This window comes from Nostoc sp. (assembly GCF_036917635.1).
Lineage (GTDB): Bacteria > Cyanobacteriota > Cyanobacteriia > Cyanobacteriales > Nostocaceae > Nostoc.
In genome coordinates, this window is record NZ_JBALCW010000092.1 from 15,163 (window position 1) to 33,436 (window position 18,274).

Here is an 18,274-nt window from a genome sequence, read left to right on the forward strand (position 1 = left end):
ACTCTAAGAGGATGTTTCAAAAGTGTCGTATAGCACATCAAATTCTGACATTACCCCCCTAACCCTCCGATATATTGGGGGGCTTTAAGAGACTATTCTCCCCGTTATAAAAAGGGGGGTATTAGATATTTTTAGTAAGAAATATAACTTGTAAAACATCCTCTAATTCATGCTCAATTCTTCTTGATAAAAAATTAATATTTATTGGATATGAAATTTTTGATTATTATAAATTTTTGATAAAGATGAAAATACCTCATAGTTAATCATATAGTTTCCCTGAAGCTAAATCAGCTTTTTGAGCAATGCGATTAGATAGCTAAGATGAATTTATAGGGAATTTTAAGAATACACAAAGTCAAACAAGTTTGCTGACACATAGATGGCTTAAATTTAACTAAAAATACTGAAATTAATCTTAATCATAACTTCAGTATTTTCTTCAATTCATTTCCAGTAATAAAGGAATTATTATAAATAAAGGATTAAGATAAATAGCAGGTTGAGAGGAAGATTATATATAGTTATTAACATCTATTAATAAATTATATTTTCCGACTATTACCTTTTTGCAGCAGATTGTAGCGTTGTTGGTTACATCGGTTATTGGGAAGCATCCCAATTTTGGCTTAAATCTTTTCCCTAGCCCCTCTCCCATCATATCGGAGAGGGGAGACATAATTCTAGTTCCCCCTCTCCCAAACATGGGATTCGGGGTTAGGGGATGAGGGCTATCAAGGTTTTTGCACATTTGGGATGCTCGCGGTTATTGTGTTGATATAACAGAAGTGCGACCTCCCCTGAGAGAAAGCTGCTCGGCATCTACAAATTATTCTTGTTGTCTGCATCAAATTACAGAACAAAAACAGGTGGCATTACCAAAAGCACTAGAACAACTACAAGCTGAAACTGCAAAACGCCAAGCAGTTGAAGCACAACTACGCCAAAAAACATCAGAATTTGCAGCGATTTTGCAAGTGCTTCCTGATTTATACTTTCGTATTGATGCTGATGGAAGTATTCTGGATTACAAGCCAGGGAAGATTGAGCATCCGTATATTCCAACAGGAGAGTGTCAGGGCAATTTGCGAGAATGCCTACCGATTGCTGTAGGCGATCGCTTCCACCAAGCAATAACTCAAGTACTTGAAACTCAATATGAAGTGAGTTTTGAATATACCTTAGCGCTACCATCCGGGAAGAATAATTTTGAAGCTAGATTATTACCATTACCAGATCAGCAAATCATAGTTCTTATCCGCCACCCCAGCGACAACATCCAAGCAGCATTCATAGAAGGCGATGCCAAGTTTCGCAGCATTGTTGAAAACGCCAATAACATTATTTTTGCCCTGACACTTGAAGGAATATTTTCCTACGTTTCTCCTAACTGGACAGAATTTTTTGGGCATGAAGTTGCAGAGGTTGAAGGCCAATCCTTTGTTCCCTTTGTACATCCTGATGATGTGCCTATCTGTGCCGATTATTTTCAAAGAATTTTGACAACAAGCGAGAAACAAGACGCAATTGAATATCGGGTAAAACACAAAAATGGTAGTTGGCGATGGCATACAAGCAACTCATCTGCTATTAAAGACGCCAATGGTAGTGTTTTAAACTTTGTTGGTATTTGCTATGACACCACTGACCGAAAACTTGCAGAGTCAGCTTTAGCAGAACGGGCGCGTTTAGCAAATTTTCGTGCCGATGTAGACGCAGCCCTTACCCAGAGTGACAACTTACAGAACATGATGCGTCGCTGCACTGACGCTTTAGTTGAACATCTTGATGCAGCCTTTGCTCGCATCTGGACGCTGAACAAAAAAGACAACGTATTGGAGTTGCAAGTCAGTTCTGGGATGTATACCCACATTAATGGTTCCCATAAATGTGTGCCAGTTGGTCAATTCAAAATTGGTTTAATTGCCGAAGAGGGCAAACCCCACCTAACTAACTCTGTGCAGACAGATCCCCGCGTGGCTAACAAAGAGTGGGCAAAGCTTGAAGGTATGGTCGCCTTCGCTGGCTATCCCCTGGTTGTTGAAGATGAAACTGTAGGGGTGATAGCCATGTTTGCTCGTCAAACGGTGACAGAATCAACTTTTACAGCACTAGAATTTGCCGCCCAGGAGATTGCCATTGGCATCAAGCGCAAACAAGCAGAAGTTGCACTCAGAGAAAGCGCCCAACGGGAAGCCCTACTCAATCGTCTTTCTAACCAGATTCGAGCTTCCTTGGATCTCAATTACATTGTAGAAACCGCAGTGCAGGAGATTCGTAACTTATTTCAGATCGATCGCTGCGCCTTTTTTTTGTATCGGCAAGATGCTGATTTACCTAATTGGGAGAGAGTATATGAGGCGAAAAGTTCCTCTTTTTCCTGTTTGCTTAACGACCAAGAAGCAACTAATGCAGAAATCGAACTAATTGCAGTCAAAACCTTGAACAGAGAAATCATCCGCATTAATGACGTTGAGACTGCCGGCGATCTTTTGCAGGATTTGCGTTTCACTGCCTTTATGTCGCTGCCTGTACATACCCAATCTGGGGAAATTGGCACATTTAGCTGTAGTTCTTGTAGTGGCTCCCGCCCTTGGTTGGACAACGAAGTAGAATTATTACAAGCAGTTACAGTTCAACTAGCGATCGCCATAGATCAAGCAAAACTTTACACCCAAAGTCGTATCGCTGCCCAAACAGCCCAAGACAAAGCCCAGCAACTAGAAGCGGCACTGCTAGAACTTCAACAAACCCAAGCACAACTGATTCAAACTGAAAAAATGTCCAGTTTGGGACAATTGGTTGCAGGTATTGCCCACGAAATCAATAATCCCGTCAATTTCATCTATGGCAATATTAGCCACGCCCGTGAATATACTAAGGATTTGTTGGACTTAGTAAAACTTTATCAACAGAACTACCACCCACCGATACCAGAGATTGAGCAACAAATCGACACCATTGATTTAGACTTTATCAGGCACGATTTGCCGAAAATTCTAGATTCTATGAACATGGGAGCCGAACGCATTCGGCAGATTGTCCTATCTTTACGCAATTTCTCTCGCCTTGATGAAGACGGCAGAAAACCAGTAGATATTCATGAAGGTATTGATAGCACCTTGCTGCTGTTGCAAAATCGCCTGAAAGCCAAACCAGGAAATCCCGAAATCCAGGTAATCCGAGACTACGGCAACCTACCACCAGTAATGTGTCACGCTGGACATATTAATCAGGTGTTTATGAATCTGTTGACAAATGCGATCGATGCTTTACAAGAGGGTGTGGGGAATGGGGCATTAGGGGCCCCCACGAAGTGGGGATTAGGGGCATGGGGAGTGGGGGAAGAAGCACTCCCTACTCCCCAGATTCGCATTCGCACCCTCATCGAAGAAGGTCATGTAATTATTGGCGTTGCCGACAATGGCCCAGGCATGACTGAGGAAGTACGCAAACACGTATTTGACCCCTTCTTTACTACGAAACCCGTCGGTAAAGGCACGGGCATGGGGTTATCAATTAGTTACCAAATTGTTGTAAAAAAACATGGCGGGCAAATCCAGTGTATTTCAGCCCCAGGACAAGGTGCCGAGTTTGCGATCGTGATTCCATTCAAGCAACAAGCCGATTTGTAGATATTACAAAAAATTAGTCAGAATTTAATTAAATGTTAACCTAATAGTTGTTTAATATAGATTAATTAACTTTTTGCTGCAACATTTCAACCCCCCCAACAACCTAAAATTTACAGGAATTGGGGGATTATTTCTTCTAATACAGGGCAAAACCTACGCAGTATTGCAACCCAGGCAATGTCTACAACAGGCGATAGCTGCGGCATATTTGAAAAAATCTCTCAGTACAAATAAAATAGAAGGCTGGGATGATACAACCCCAAAGTCACAATAGTATCACCTACACACGGATTATCCACCTAAGTCATGTAATTGACATAGATATTCCCCAATGGTCTGGCGACCCTCCAGTAGAATTTGAAACTGTGGCTGAACTGAATAATGATGGGTATTACCTGCGGCGTTTCTCCTTGGGAGAACATAGTGCTACCCATCTCAACGCCCCTAATAGTTTTCATAGTTATGCCGTGGGAATTGACCAATACCCCGCCCAGTCTTTGGTTGTACCTGCGGTGGTCATAGATATTCGCCAAGCCACAGCAGTTAATCCTGATTATGCCTTGACTATTGCTGATGTTCTGGCTTGGGAAGAAGAATACGGTGAAATTTATCCTGGTTGCGTAGTTATACTGAATACTGGTTGGCAAAAAAAGTGGTTTGATAAAAGTGCATTCCTAAATCAGGATTCTCAAGGAATTGCCCACTTTCCGGGTTTTGGCAGCGATGCGACTCAATTATTACTGGATGAACGGCAAATAGCAGGGGTAGGAATTGATACTCACGGTGTCGATCCCGGACAGGATAACAGTTTTGCTATTAACCACTTGGTGTTGGAGAAACCGCGCATTGTATTGGAGAATCTCACCAATTTGGATCAATTGCCACCTAAAGGTACTACTCTAGCGATCGGCATTCTCAGGTTGCGTGGTGGTTCTGGTTCTCCTGTGGGGGTGTTGGCATTCGTGCCTTAATTTTTATATCGATATTTGTATCTGCCGCCAATTCCCGAAACTTGAGGATAACCTAGAAAGCAAGCAAACTTAGTACACAAATTCCAGTGGGCCGATTGTCAATGAAAAGCAACTCCAACAGGTGAGCAAGTATTTAGATATCGCCCGTGAGGAAGGAGCAAAGGTTTTGGGGTGGGTGACACGAGCGCCCAGTAACCAAAGGCGCTCATGTTGCCCACCCCACAAGATTGGATAATTTATTTCTTGTCAGTCCCTAATTACATGCACTATTAACATTTTTCCACTGCAAAACTTTCGCAAGTCTTACAATGCGCTGTGCGTGGTGGCTGATATATCAAAAACTTTAGCTCCTAAATTTAACTGTTACAAAAATATGGGTAAGCGCTTTATTTTAACTTCTCACGGATGCCCTGGTGGTATCGTCCCCCCGCCTCCTTGTGTACCAGTATCTGATCCATCGCCACCTGTTCTAGCCGAGCCAAAGTTACTTTCATCAAACCACTCTGCTTTGAGTAATGACCACCAAGCAGCTGTGAGTCCGGCTAAAACGTAGTCATAGGGAAGCCATCCATAACCGTTCACTCCCCATTCAGTACCCCAAGAGTTTCTGATTAAGAATGCACCTCTTGAATAGTGCTTGCGATCTGCACATCGGATAAATTTGTAATCATCATATCCAACTACAACGGCAGTATGTCCACCAACAACTTTATCCTTATTGGGATCTGGATATGGAATGTGACCTTTTTTATAATTAGTCTCTTCGTATGCAGAGGTATAAATGGTTAACCCAAAAATACAAGGAAAGCCCGCAGCTAAAACTGCTTTAACCTGAAACAAAAGACTCTCTGTAGTAATGCCAGCATAATCTAGAAGAAAGTATTTGAGTGTTTTGTAATTTTGAGCATAGGCATAACAATAAGGAGGTGGTTCTTCATCTACTTTATCTTCTTCATAAGGCCAAGATTGTTCAGGGGGAACACCAAATAGTGCAAGTACTTTTATCGTTTCTCGGATAGAGGTTCCTACATCTCCTTCAACATTCATTTTTTGACGTGCAGTCTTATAAAGGAAAAGGGGAGAAGCATCTACTGAGTTACCAAAATTTCTATTTTCAAAATACTCTAATAGCGCGATCGCTGCAAATGCAGTACAAGAATTGAGTGAGCCTTGATCTCTGACTGGAGAACACCAATAGCTTAAATCTACTACAGCAGGAAGAAGAAAATATAGTTTTTTTGGGGGCTTATTTTTTTCATTATTTATTTTAAACTTATTAAGATAACTGTTACTAATTATTAGAGGAATATATAAATCTAGAGTTTTAAATAAGTCTTCCGACTGTTTTTGTTCATTATTTTCTGTAGTAGAAGGATTATTACCATAATTAAATGTTAATTCAATTTCAAACATTTCTTGCTTGTCAAGAATATTAGTTTTAAGCTCTTTATCTTTACTAAATTTTATCTCATTTTCAGCATCTAACGTATACTTTTCAAATTGATTTAAGTATTTCTTCAGCAAAAAATATACAAATAGATCACTTTCATCTTCTTTATCAATAGACGTAATTTCTAATTTCATCAGAGAAATAACTTGAAAAATTGCACTTTTTACTAATTCTTCCTTATAATATCCCGGCTCTGGATTTGAATTATTAGTGATAATTTGACGATTGGCAATCTTTTCAAATTTATCAAAACCTTTTTTTATCATTTCTTCCCAAGTCAGATTGCTCCATTGGGATAAAGGAGAAAGAATTCGGATTACAACTGAAAATATTGGTTCAGTTACAGATGAATTCTGTAATAGTTCTACAATATTGCTGCTATTGCTCCATTGAGATAATAAAGGAGAAACAATTTGCATTAAAACTGAAAATATTAGTTCAGTTCCAGACAAGTTCTGTAATACTTCTACAATATTGCTGGTATCATCTCCATTATTAATAATAAAAGCTTTAATTTCTTCTTTGAAATTATTAATATCAATATCTTTTACTTCTAATTTTTTAAATATTTCCCTGTTCTCAAATAAAGAGCTATTATTTGCATCTATAATAGTTTCCAGAAAATCATATTCAAAAATTTTCTTTTTAAGCTCAGTAACTTGGATTTGAGGATTCTTGTAGGAATTATTCTTTATATACTCTGTGAATTCCTTGCATATTTGCTTAATGACTTGGCATTTTAAAATATCTAATATTATTTCAAATTCTGCCCTTGATATTAAGGAAGTAACTGCAAAATATTTAATTTTTGATAACCCTTTTTTATTAGGATTTCTTCCCGACTCTTTAAGTAGACACAATTTTGTAGGATCAGAAAAGCATTCATTTAAAGTCGTGTAAGTTTCAAGTCCTACTATTCCATCATCCATAATCTTGGAACGACACTGAAAATCCTTTACAAGTGATTTAGTGGTTGAATCGTACTCTGCATTTCTCATCCAATCCACTATTTCTACTGGTTGATTAAAATTTACAGAACCTTTCTCGCTTGATGACAAGTATCCTTTCATTGATAAGATACCAAGATACTTCTTTAAATCTACTATCTGACTTGAAAGTATTCTTTCATATGTAATTGGATTGCAGGGATATTGATGATTTGTTCTTTTTATTATTTCTAGTTCAAGACTTTCTCTTAACAACTTATGAACTTTTACTTTAGCAAATACTACGTTACCAAATATTTGGTTTTTCAATTCTTTTATTTTTTCTTGATTTAAAGAGTTTATAGGAATTGAATCTGAAAGCAAATTAATGAAATCTTCTACAACTTTTTCAAAATCACGAGTTCTTCCTTCTATTTTAAATCTGAGATTGTTCTTGATAACTTCCTCATCCCCTAAGCTATAATCGCGGAGGTCTGGGTAGTCTGGTATCCAACCCAATCTTTTTTTATTCCAATCCTTTTTTTGTTGTTGATTACTGCTATTTTCCATGATTTTCTTTTAATGTTTATTGGCGATTCTCAGATTATTTAAGGTGGTCAAGGCAAAAAATCATCTACCTTTTAATATCGTCACAAATATCCTTTGGGGCATTGCGATTATTCTTTAAATAGTCGCTTAACCAGTTGCATCCACGCGCCATAAATGTATCCAAGCTTAAGTTTTCTATATTCCATAGTATTGCTGTTTGGTCGGAACTAGCAGTAGCAAGCATTTTGCTATTAGGGCTAAATCTGAGTGAGTTAGCAGAACCACGATGACCAAAAAGTGTCGTAATTAATATACCTTTATTAGACCATACTTTTACTGTTTGATCATCACTGGCAGTAGCAATCATTCGACCATTAGGACTAAAATCCAAGCCCCAAATTGCGGCAGTATGTCCTGTCAAAGAATTTAAGTAAAGACCATCCAAAGTCCACAACTTCACAGTGTTATCTTCACTGGCAGTAGCAATAACTTGACCATTAGGGCTAAAACGAATATTGTAAATTGAGGCGTTGTGAGCCTTCCAACTACGCAAGAGATTTCCATCACTGTTCCAGAGTTGTACTGTTCCAGTATCCCGACTGGCTGCGGCGATTATCTTGCCATTCGGGCTAAAACTTACACTGGAAGTTTTTGTAATATTGCCTTTTAGAGTCTTTAAAAATTCTCCTTTGCGACTCCAAAGTTTAACAGTGCCGTCAAGACTGGCAGAGGCAATCGTATTATTATCTGGACTCAAAGCGACACTAGTGATGGATCTAATATGTCCTGTAAAAGGTGGTTTAAGTTCTTGTCCTTGTAAATTCCATCGCCTTACAGTTGTGTCATTACCACCACTCACAATCAACTTGCCATCTGGGCTAAAATTGACACTAGCAATGCGTAGAGTATGCCCGTTAAGGGTGTTAAGTTGTTTTCCTTGCAAGTTCCATAATTTCACGGTATTGTCACCGCTAGCAGTTGCAATCATGTTGCCTTTGGGGCTAATATCAATACTAAAGATTGCTCCCCTATGTCCATTCAAAGTAGTCAACCAGTCATTTAGTCGCCAAATTTTCACTGTTTTGTCATAACTGCTAGATGCAAGTACATTGCCCTGGGGGTTAAAATTTAAACTAGAGACTGCACCTTGATGCCCATTTAAAGTTTCTAGCAGTCTATAATCTCGACTACTCCATAGTTTTACAGTTTTATCGTTACCGGCAGTAGCAATTATTTGACCATCGGGGCTAAAAACAACATCTCTGACTATATCAGTATGTATTAAAGGTGATGTGGTTGGCTTACTTTTTTTAACATCCCAAAGGATAACTGTTTTATCGTAACTGGCAGAGGCAAGAGTTTGACCATCAGGGCTAAAATTGACACTCAACACAGCATCTTTATGCCCATTAAAGGTATTAATCAAATTACCTTGAGCATCCCAGAGTTTTATTGTCTTGTCGTCACTAGCTGTAGCAATTGTCTGTCCATCGGGGCTAAAAGTAACTTTGTTGACTGCTCCAGCATGACCCTTTAAAGTCTTGAGCAGACGACCATCTAATGACCAAAGCTTAACTGTATTGTCTACACTTGCTGTCGCAATTGTCTGGCCATTGGGGCTAAAACTCACGCTCCAAACACCATCTTGGTGTCCTGTTAGATTTGTAAGAGGCTTACCTTGCCGATTCCAAAGTTTTGCGGTTCCATCTAGACTGGCAGTAGCAATTATCTTACCATCAGGGCTGAAGCTTACATCCGCAACTGAGTCAGTATGCTTCAAAGTTAATATTTCTTTGCCATCTGAGTTCCAGAGTTTAACAGTATTGTCGTAGCTGGCAGTAGCAATTGTCTTACCATCAGGACTAAACCTAGCCTGCATAACAAAGCCTTGATGTCCTTCTAGTCGAGTCCTCTCCCTAACACCGTAAACTGCATTACCAAGTGCTTCCATGACTTGAGTTTGCAGTTCATGGTCGTTTCTATACCAAATAGATTGCTTTAGTTGTCTTCCTGCTTTCAAAGCATCTATTAAGGTATCAAAAGTATTTCGATTGCTGATGTATTTTGCGCTTGAGGATGTTGTTAATGCTTGGATTTGACCCCTGTCTGCTTCTCTCCACTTATCTACAGCAAATATGGCAACCCCTGTGATACCAACTAGGGATGCGATCGCAATTCCAGTGATTTGCTTTTGAACTTCAACTTTTTGTTTGGCTTGTTGTATGGCCTGTAACGCTTCTAGCTTTACTTGAGCAGCAGCAGTCTTTGCTGTTTCCAACTCCAATTTTTTTTGAATCTCACAGTTTTCTAATTCCTGACTTGCAACTAAAAATTGATAATCTAAATCACTTAAACTTTTATTTTTTGACCAAGCTTGAGCATCCTGTAGGGCTTGTCCTCGCAACAAACGCGACTCATCTTGACGTTCGCTAGCTACCCAAATATTTAATGCTTCGGCATAGGGACGCAGTTTTGCTAGTTCTTCCTCGCACCATTTCTGGTTAAATACCTCTGCATACAGGTGGTTATAAATTCGCAGGTTACCATCTCGCCTCACCACCAATCCTGTCAGCCGCAGTTCAACCTGTTCAAGACTGTCATCAGCTACGACTTCTCCTTGCTGCAAAATTCGCTGACATAACCCTAACAATCGTCCACTACCATGTTTCCCACTGCGTAAAATGCGATCGCGGATGGTTTTTAAATGCTCCGGCTCATCATGTGCTTCCCAGTTTGTGAGCATGTGCGATCGCACCAGATGCCCTACCCACTCTGTAATGTTGGATTCTACCCTTTTCCCGATCTCTTTGCCATATTGCAATACCAACTTACATAACTTTTGGGTAAGAAACGGTTGTCCTCCTGTCCAGTTTAAAACTGCTTTGATTAATTCTTCGCGATCGCCAATATCTACTAGTCCCTGCGCCAGTGGTTGCGTCTCTGAGAGTTGAAAACCTGTCAAGTCAACTGCACGACCAATATTAAAAGGTGTCCGCCCTTTGTCTTTAATTAGGTTGGAGGGCGTAGACACCCCAATTAAGGCAAAGGTCAGGCGGTTATAATCTCTTTGGTCAGCGCGTCGGTTGTAGCAGTCACGGATGACTGCAAAAAAGTCATCTAGGTTGAATGAAAGACTGAGGATACTATCAATTTCATCAATAAATATGACAATATTACCAATATTTTCTTTTAATAGTACTGTCTCAATAAACTTGCTTAAATGTTGTACTGGTGAAAGTAAGCCGTTATCAGACCACCAGGTTTCTAAATCAAAGTCGGTATAAAGATTAAAAGTTCCCACCAGGGTATCAATCACCCCAGCATACCACTGCTCTGGGGTGATATCTGCGGTTCCAATTGCTGTAATGTCAATGGCAGCACACGCAAATCCCTCCACCTGCAACCGTTGCATTGTCTGCACCCGCAAGCTAGATTTGCCCATCTGTCGGGAGTTGAGGACATAACAGAACTCTCCCTGCTTCAAGTTTTCATAGAATTCTTGGTCAGCTTGTCGCCGCACATAAGTTGGGGCATCAACTGGTAAACTGCCCCCTACTTGATATTCGTAGCCTGGGCGAGGTGCTACACTCATCAGTTACCTCCCAAGCGCTCTAGAAAACACTGGCGGTACAAATTATACAAACGCATTACCTCATTACCCTGAAACTTCACTAATCCCATACTTTTGAGTTTAAAGGCTTCAGTCGTTCCTACATCTACAGGAGTATTTGATATTACTAATTGTTTGACCGCAGCCAGCAATTGTCCACAGCGCAAATCGTCAGGACGTACTCCCCATTTAGTGATGATTTCAAACTGACCTCGGCTTCTAGCTCGTTCCAACCCTGCCTGAATTTCCCGCACTTCCTCTTCTAGGCGTAGCTTGTTTGTGTTCGTGGGATTGGCTGACAAAATCAGGATTTTCTTCACACTGCTTTCAACCATTAAACGCGGGATTATTACTTAGATGTAGTGTACTACAGCATAGTTAAGCTTAATTACTGATGACCATTCATATACTTTTGTTAATGCTTTAGAAATTTTATGGTACAGAAAATTTCGCTAGTTGCGTGGGTTGCATATCCCATTAAGTGTTTGCTGTTTAGGCTTTATTTGGGCTTAATTTTTGTTTAAGCCCCCATAGTACCGTTACCACCTGATGCTTCCTGTCCGTTTATGGTTGGTGCAGTCTGGATTAGGACTTACGCATCAGATACGAAATGTAGGGGCAATTCATGAATTGCCCCTACGGTAAATCAAGGCTTTGACTACCTTGAAAGCGTAAGTCCTGTGGATATTTCCTCAGATACCGAGGTGAAAACTCTGTTGATATCGTGCGTGTACTCGCAGCAAACATGGACAGTGCGCGGGAACTCGCCAGAGAATAAACAAACTAATTGTTTAAGTAGGTAGGCAAGATAAAACCAAACTAGGTAACGAAAAGTAAAATCTCTGTATTTGGCTCGTAGTTGCGCCCTCTTGGGCTTTAGCGCAACTACGAGCCAGTGATGATTCTTTGCGCCCACTTACTTATAGTCAAATAAAAATCATCACATGCAGCAATGCAACACCAATATCCAACATCCAAAATCCGAAGCCGACTATGGTGTTGGGAAGTTTTTTTTTGCGGGTTTGGCTCCTTCAATATCCAGCAATTGTGCCAATTCGGTTGTATTCAATGACTTAACCAGACTCAAACCAAGCGACTTACTAGAAATGCTTTGAGTGTAGGCGGCATTAAGGTAGGGGTTGTATTGCGGCCTGACTGTAATATATGTTTGGAAGAAAGGTAAACTTAAAACATTCATGTAACGACGCGCTTGGGAAGCATCGCCAATCATATCAGCAGGTAATGCTACTTGTTGATTTGCGGGGTTACCATTGCCAATGGTGGAAAAGTGGGTGCCACCTACAAGTATGACGAGATACTTTTGTGAATTTGCCAACCAGGAGAAAGGTAAAATTTGTTCGGATAAAGCCGGTGCAACTGTATCATCACTACTGCTGACAATCATTACTGGAGTTTTTATTTGACTTAAGCCAGCTTTGCCGAAAATAGAACTAGTAATGGGATTAACTGCGATCGCAGCTTTCACTCTCTCATCCCGCAGGTTATAATTTTTGCTAGACAAGAGATGCTCAATTTCTAAAGCGCGACACTGGAGCATTAAAGACATATTCCAGGTATTTTGCAGTGCTGCTGGTTGACAATCAAGTTTTAGCTGCTCAAAGTTGATTTTAGCACCTGCCAGGGCTAAGGCTGTGTAGCCTCCCAAAGATTGACCAAATACTCCGACTTGTTGCAGATTTAACCGACCTTTAAACCGTGAATCAGATTGATTATCTTTTTCTAATTGATTCAAGATATATGTTATGTCCATTGGTCGGTCTTTAAATTCACCTGGTTCTGCTATTTCATTAGCGTGTCCATTCAACAGAGAATGCAATTGTTTAGCATCACTACCAGGATGATTGGGAACGACAACGGCAAATCCGTAAGAAGCTAGGTGCGTGGCTAAATATTGAAAGTTGCTACTATCTAAACCCAAGCCGTGAGAAATCACAATTACGGGTGCAGCATTCTGGACATTGGGAATGTAAACATCAGTTAATAAAAGCCGATTGCGTGTTGAGTCGAAAAACTTTTGGGTGTATTTTTGCGACTTAAACTTTCCCGGAACTTGTAAATCAGGTAATTGTGATAAATTTGGTTGTTTGATGGTAGCAGCTTCTATTTTAGACTCTTGAGAAACTGCTGCGATCGCCCGATGGGTTTGGTTAACAAGTTTCTCTAATTCCGTACCTATTTCTAAAGCTTGGGCTACGTCAAGGCGAATGCTGCTGCTGGGATATTTACGCAACACATTCAAAAGTGTCAAGCCTTCTGATTCACCAGAGGCTAAAATTAGTGCCGAACGCAAAGTACCAAATCCTGGTTCTTGGTCACTGGTTTTAATCATTTGCGCCAACCGATGCAGCAATAATTCTCCTTGCTGTGTGTAGAGAAGTTGCGAAACTACTACCGGACTAACTTTCACACGATTAAGTAAAATCCGCCGCAATTCTTGAAGCTGTTGAAGAGGCAGATATTGCTGATAGGCTGCCAAGTCTTCGTTAATTACACCTGTTTTGGCGTAGTTTTCTAAACTGGTGACTGAAATGGAAAGCTCTAAAGCCGAATAAGATGCATAAATCCGCTCTGCTGCCAAAACAGAATTGCTAAGTCCAAATGTTGGCAGCACCATTGAAAGAACCAGCAATAGGGAATTTTTTCTCAGGGTGCTGGCCCAATTACCAAACAAACTATTCATCGCTCAACTGTTTCGGTAGTCTGGTTTTATCAGGTGTTGGCTTTGGTAGTTATTCTGGCGCCCTGCTTGGTTTACTTAAAGTTATTAGCCTGATTTTTTCAAAACAGAATTTAGGAGTCAGGAGTTAAAATCCTTTACTAATTCATTCTGACTTCTGAATTCTGATTTTTGAATTCTTCTGCAAGAATTTTCTCTTGGCTATCAAGTCAATAATTAGATTCTACAGAGTCACACAGATGGTTAAAGTATCCATCTTATAAGAGGCTGACCCCGTAGTTTGCCTTCACTAGTAAATCATAACAAATAAAAAATTATCTGCCTCAGTATTTCTCTTGTAGCTTTGAATATGCCACGAATTTACTAGATGAAAAAGCTAGTATAAATCCTGAAAATTATTCTTATTAATTACTTTTTCCCAAAGCGATCGCTACTGAACCTGTGACTACTAAACCCGCTCCTAATATCGCTATGAAAGTAAAGTTTTCTGATGGTATCCACTCCGGTGCAATAACTGATACAACTGCAACTGATATTAATGTTACAATGGGAGCTAAAGCTATTACTGCACTGACTCGTGATGCTTCCCAATGTTGTAATGATTCGGCAAAAGCACCATAAGCAATTAGAGTATTAAAACCACAAAAAACTAGCATTAAGAAATGAAAGGTATCAAGTATAAAAAGTGATTTTATTTTGGCTAGAGGAGTGAATAATAAAGCACAGCCCCCATAAATCATCAGCATGATGCTAGGAGAAGATAAAGATTGTAATAGCTGCTTTTGTGCCAAAGCATAAATAGCCCATGACGTTGCTCCTAGCGCAATCAAGATACTACCTAGTATATATGTGTCATGCGCTGTGATTAAATTTGTTAGTTGTTCTCGAAAAAATAAAAGATAACCGCAAATCATTACACTGACACCAATCCATTGATACAGCCGGTAACGTTCTTTAAAAATCACTAACCCTCCGAAACCTAATAAAAGGGTAGATAATTGAATGAGAACTTCAGCATTAGCAGGCGATGTTAGTGCTAAACCCTGCATGAACAGAAAGTAATTAATCCCTAAGAATAGTGTAGCGATCGCTAATAATTTCCAAGAAGCAGAACGCAATTGTTCTAACTTTGGTAATTTACCGCGTATTCCTAAATACACACCAAGCAGTAAAAAAGATATGAAAAAGCGAAACCAAATGACGGTATAGACATCAAGCACTTGCAGAGTTACTGCCAGAGTAATAGGTAAAATTCCCCACAATAAAACCGTTAATAGCGATAACGCTAGCCCTAAGCGCCAGCGACCAGAACTTTGATGTAGTGACATTAAAATATTTTACCCAAAGTACGACTGATGATAAATTAAAACATATCTAATTTGCATACCTAAATTTTCTCAAGCTCTTGTAGATAAAGTATGTTATTAGCCTAGCTAATGCAAGTAAATGTAGAATAGCTTACTTACCCTACTAAGTTTTTTTGTCGTCTTATAGCGTTTTTTGTTTACATAAAATTTGTAAATCGTCTAATTACTTTACATGAATATTACATTTGAAATATGATTAGAGATGTATAATTTTTTCGGTGTTAATTTACTACAAAAAACCTATGGGGATTATACCCATAATAAGCTTAGTAGTCTTTATTACTGGCTTCTTAATTTATTTGCTACTGGCCTCAAGAGGTCGGTTTTTGCTCAAATCTTTGGTGACAAAAATAAAACGCCAAAAGTGGAGATTCAGATATGGCAAGCTTAATTACCTGAGATCAAGATTTTTAAAGACTATAACAATTGCTGCCATTATTCTGGCAGCAGTAATAGCTGGAAATACTGTATCAGCTCAGGTTACGCCGCCTTTATCTTCGCTCAAAAGCGTATCGGTTCCTCGGCCTGACAATCTTGGAAACTTCGTAAATAACGAAGGAGCTGCAATCAAGTTAGGAAAAGCTCTCTTTTGGGATATGCAGGTTGGGAGCGACGGACAGACCTCCTGTGCTAGTTGTCACTTCCATGCTGGAGCCGACAATAGATCCAAAAATCAGATTTCTCCTGGGCTTTTGCGGATTAACGCTGATGGTACAGCGAATCCAGATACAGTTTTTGATATAGGTGGTGCGCCAAACTACCAGCTTAAACCGGGAGATTTTCCCTTCCACAAGCTGTCAAATCCGAATGATCCTAAAACCGTTGTATCTGACCGAAATGATGTCACTTCCTCTCAGGGCGTCTCCAATACTAAGTTTGTTAATGTCGTACCTGGTAGCGCGGCGGACAAAGTAAAAACGCAGCCAGATCCGGTGTTTAACGTGGGAGGTACAAATGTGCGCCGCGTCCAGGCGCGTAACACCCCAACCGTGATTAATTCAGCATTCAACTTCCGCAACTTTTGGGATGGAAGGGCGCAGAACATCTTTAATGGGGTGAATCCCTTTGGTTTAAGAGATCCTAACGCCTCTGTGGTAAAAGCAGAAAACCCAAATCAGCTTAAATTTGTCAAAATCAGACTGAATAATTCGTCTTTGGCTTCTCAGGCGCTTGGTCCGCCACTCAGTTCCTTCGAGTTGTCCGCCGATGGTCGCACTTTTCAAGAAATTGGTGATAAGTTCGGGCGAATTGACAACAGAAAATCTAGCAAACTGCCGCTAGATAATTTAGATAATTTAGATAATCTAGATAATTTAGATAATTTAGATAATCTAACTGATACTCTGGTTGGGCCGCTACTCAATTCCGTTGACGAACTTACTGGCAATTTGGCACAAATTGGCAACAGTAATTCTATCAGCACACTGGTGCAAAATGTTCTGTCAATTAGTGGTACAAAGCTCCCCAGAGTCTTGGGGCAAAAGTTATCTACCCTCAGACCGCTAGGCAAACAGGTTGTGCATCCACAAGACAGCGTTTTAGGTGCAGACAGTAGATATCCTCAGCCCGGACTAAAGGAGAAAAGCTATGATCAGCTGATTAAAGATGCCTTTAAGCCGGAGTGGTGGAAGTCTAATCAACTCATCCAAGTAGATGCTCAAGGTGTACGGACTTTTGTCAACAGCGCTGATAACTCTTCTCAAACCGCTGAGTACACGCTGTTGGAGTATAACTTCTCGCTATTCTTTGGGCTTGCAATTCAGTTGTACGAGTCTACACTCATTGCCAACGATACGCCCTTTGATCGCTTCTTGGAAGGAAACACCACAGCCCTAACCTCTCAGCAACAACAAGGTAAACAACTGTTTCAGGGTAAAGCTCTGTGTATTGGTTGTCACGTTGGCTCAGAATTAACAGCTGCTTCAGCGAGTAGTGTGGCTAAAGACGGACGAATCAAACGTGCGCCATTCGGTGCAAGATCCCCTGAAGACAATGGTTTCTTCAATATCGGCGTTAGACCTGTTACCGACGACCCCGGTTTGGGTGGTAATGACCCTGTGCAGAATAATCCGCTTTCAGAGGCACGATTGGCTCAGTTAGGGAAATTTCAGCTTCTCCTGGGCGAAAACCCCCCCACCCTCAATCCACCGTTGAATTCTAGTGAAACAGTGACGGCAAAGGGAGCTTTCAAAGCGCCTGGACTTCGCAATGTCGAACTCACTGCCCCCTACTTCCACAATGGAGGTCAAGCGACTTTAGAGCAAGTGGTTGATTTTTACAATCGAGGTGGTGACTTTGGAGTTCTTCCTCCGCTAAATCTTTCACCAGAAGAAAAACAGCAATTGGTCGCCTTTTTAAAGGGACTGACTGATGACCGAGTTCGGTACGAGAAAGCGCCTTTTGATCATCCGCAACTTTTCGTTCCCAATGGACATCCGGGTAACCAGACATTCGTTACCGACGATGGTACGGGCAAAGCTACAGATAGCTTCCTGGAAATTCCTGCTGTTGGTAGGAATGGTGGTAGTGCTACACAAAATTTCTTGAAGTAAGTAGGTAGGCATAATTAAATATAAGATCAAACCTCACCCTCAATCTCTCTCCTTACTATTGTCGGGGGAAGCCGGAGGCAGGGTGAGGTTTTATATTTAATTTGACCCACTTACTTAATAACATTTCACGAAATACCTGATAGCGATAGATCCCACATTCCGCACTTCAAAATGTATTATCTATCTTTTCAATAAAAATTCCTAATAATGTTCAAATTATTAAGTATTAATATTGAATACCATTGGCGATTTATGTTGTTGATTTAACCATTTTTTTCCACCTATGGGAAATCTACGCATATTACACGATGAAGTGCGGAAAGTCGGATAGATATGTAGGGGCGTACATCTCATCTGTACGCCCCTACATTTATTAAGGAGTGCGTAGGCGTAGCCCGCCGGAGGCATCGCCAACTATCGGCTCTATAGAACCCATTTGACATCTTTTACTGTGTTGAAGTAAAGTGAGCGCAAAAGTTGTATAAAGTAGTAATGCCATACTCTAGCAGCCTCACA

8 protein-coding genes and 1 pseudogene are annotated in these 18,274 nt (G+C 40.2%); 3 read left to right on the forward strand and 6 right to left on the reverse strand.

The features are described from left to right. The first annotated feature begins 743 nt into the window (after positions 1-743). Positions 744-3,635, forward strand: coding sequence for a GAF domain-containing protein (locus V7K32_RS21085; RefSeq protein WP_334995739.1), 2,892 nt, complete (start codon positions 744-746; stop codon positions 3,633-3,635). Between the two features lie 248 nt (positions 3,636-3,883). Further along, positions 3,884-4,606 carry a cyclase family protein gene (locus V7K32_RS21090; protein WP_334995740.1) on the forward strand — a complete coding sequence of 241 codons (723 nt, stop codon included), beginning with the start codon at positions 3,884-3,886 and terminating at the stop codon, positions 4,604-4,606. A gap of 399 nt (positions 4,607-5,005) precedes the next feature. Here V7K32_RS21090 and V7K32_RS21095 read toward each other — a convergent pair whose 3' ends face one another. The 6 genes and pseudogenes from V7K32_RS21095 to V7K32_RS21115 form a co-directional block, all read right to left on the reverse strand. Continuing rightward, entirely contained in the window at positions 5,006-7,552 is a 2,547-nt protein-coding gene (locus tag V7K32_RS21095; protein ID WP_334995741.1) for a C1 family peptidase, read from the reverse strand. Between the two features lie 64 nt (positions 7,553-7,616). Next, complete coding sequence (locus V7K32_RS21100) at positions 7,617-11,123, reverse strand: AAA-like domain-containing protein (RefSeq protein WP_334995742.1); 3,507 nt, start codon at positions 11,121-11,123, stop codon at positions 7,617-7,619. Further along, on the reverse strand, positions 11,123-11,308 hold the full coding sequence (locus V7K32_RS28865; protein WP_442938780.1) for an AAA-like domain-containing protein: 186 nt from the start codon (positions 11,306-11,308) through the stop codon (positions 11,123-11,125). The genes V7K32_RS21100 and V7K32_RS28865 overlap by 1 nt, the downstream gene beginning before the upstream one ends. Beyond that, positions 11,303-11,461: pseudogene (locus V7K32_RS28870) on the reverse strand (CHAT domain-containing protein); the annotation flags it as partial. The gene V7K32_RS28865 and the pseudogene V7K32_RS28870, both read right to left, overlap by 6 nt. 671 nt (positions 11,462-12,132) lie before the next feature. Further along, on the reverse strand, positions 12,133-13,842 hold the full coding sequence (locus V7K32_RS21110) for an alpha/beta hydrolase (RefSeq protein ID WP_334995744.1): 1,710 nt from the start codon (positions 13,840-13,842) through the stop codon (positions 12,133-12,135). 401 nt (positions 13,843-14,243) lie between these two features. Beyond that, the gene (locus tag V7K32_RS21115) at positions 14,244-15,167 is read right to left on the reverse strand and encodes a DMT family transporter (RefSeq protein WP_334995745.1); all 924 of its coding nucleotides are present in this window, start codon (positions 15,165-15,167) and stop codon (positions 14,244-14,246) included. Between the two features lie 281 nt (positions 15,168-15,448). Here V7K32_RS21115 and V7K32_RS21120 point away from each other — a divergent pair, with 281 nt between their 5' ends. Further along, positions 15,449-17,758: a cytochrome-c peroxidase gene (locus V7K32_RS21120; protein WP_334995746.1), complete on the forward strand. Its 2,310-nt coding sequence runs from the start codon at positions 15,449-15,451 to the stop codon at positions 17,756-17,758. Positions 17,759-18,274: the final 516 nt, after the last annotated feature.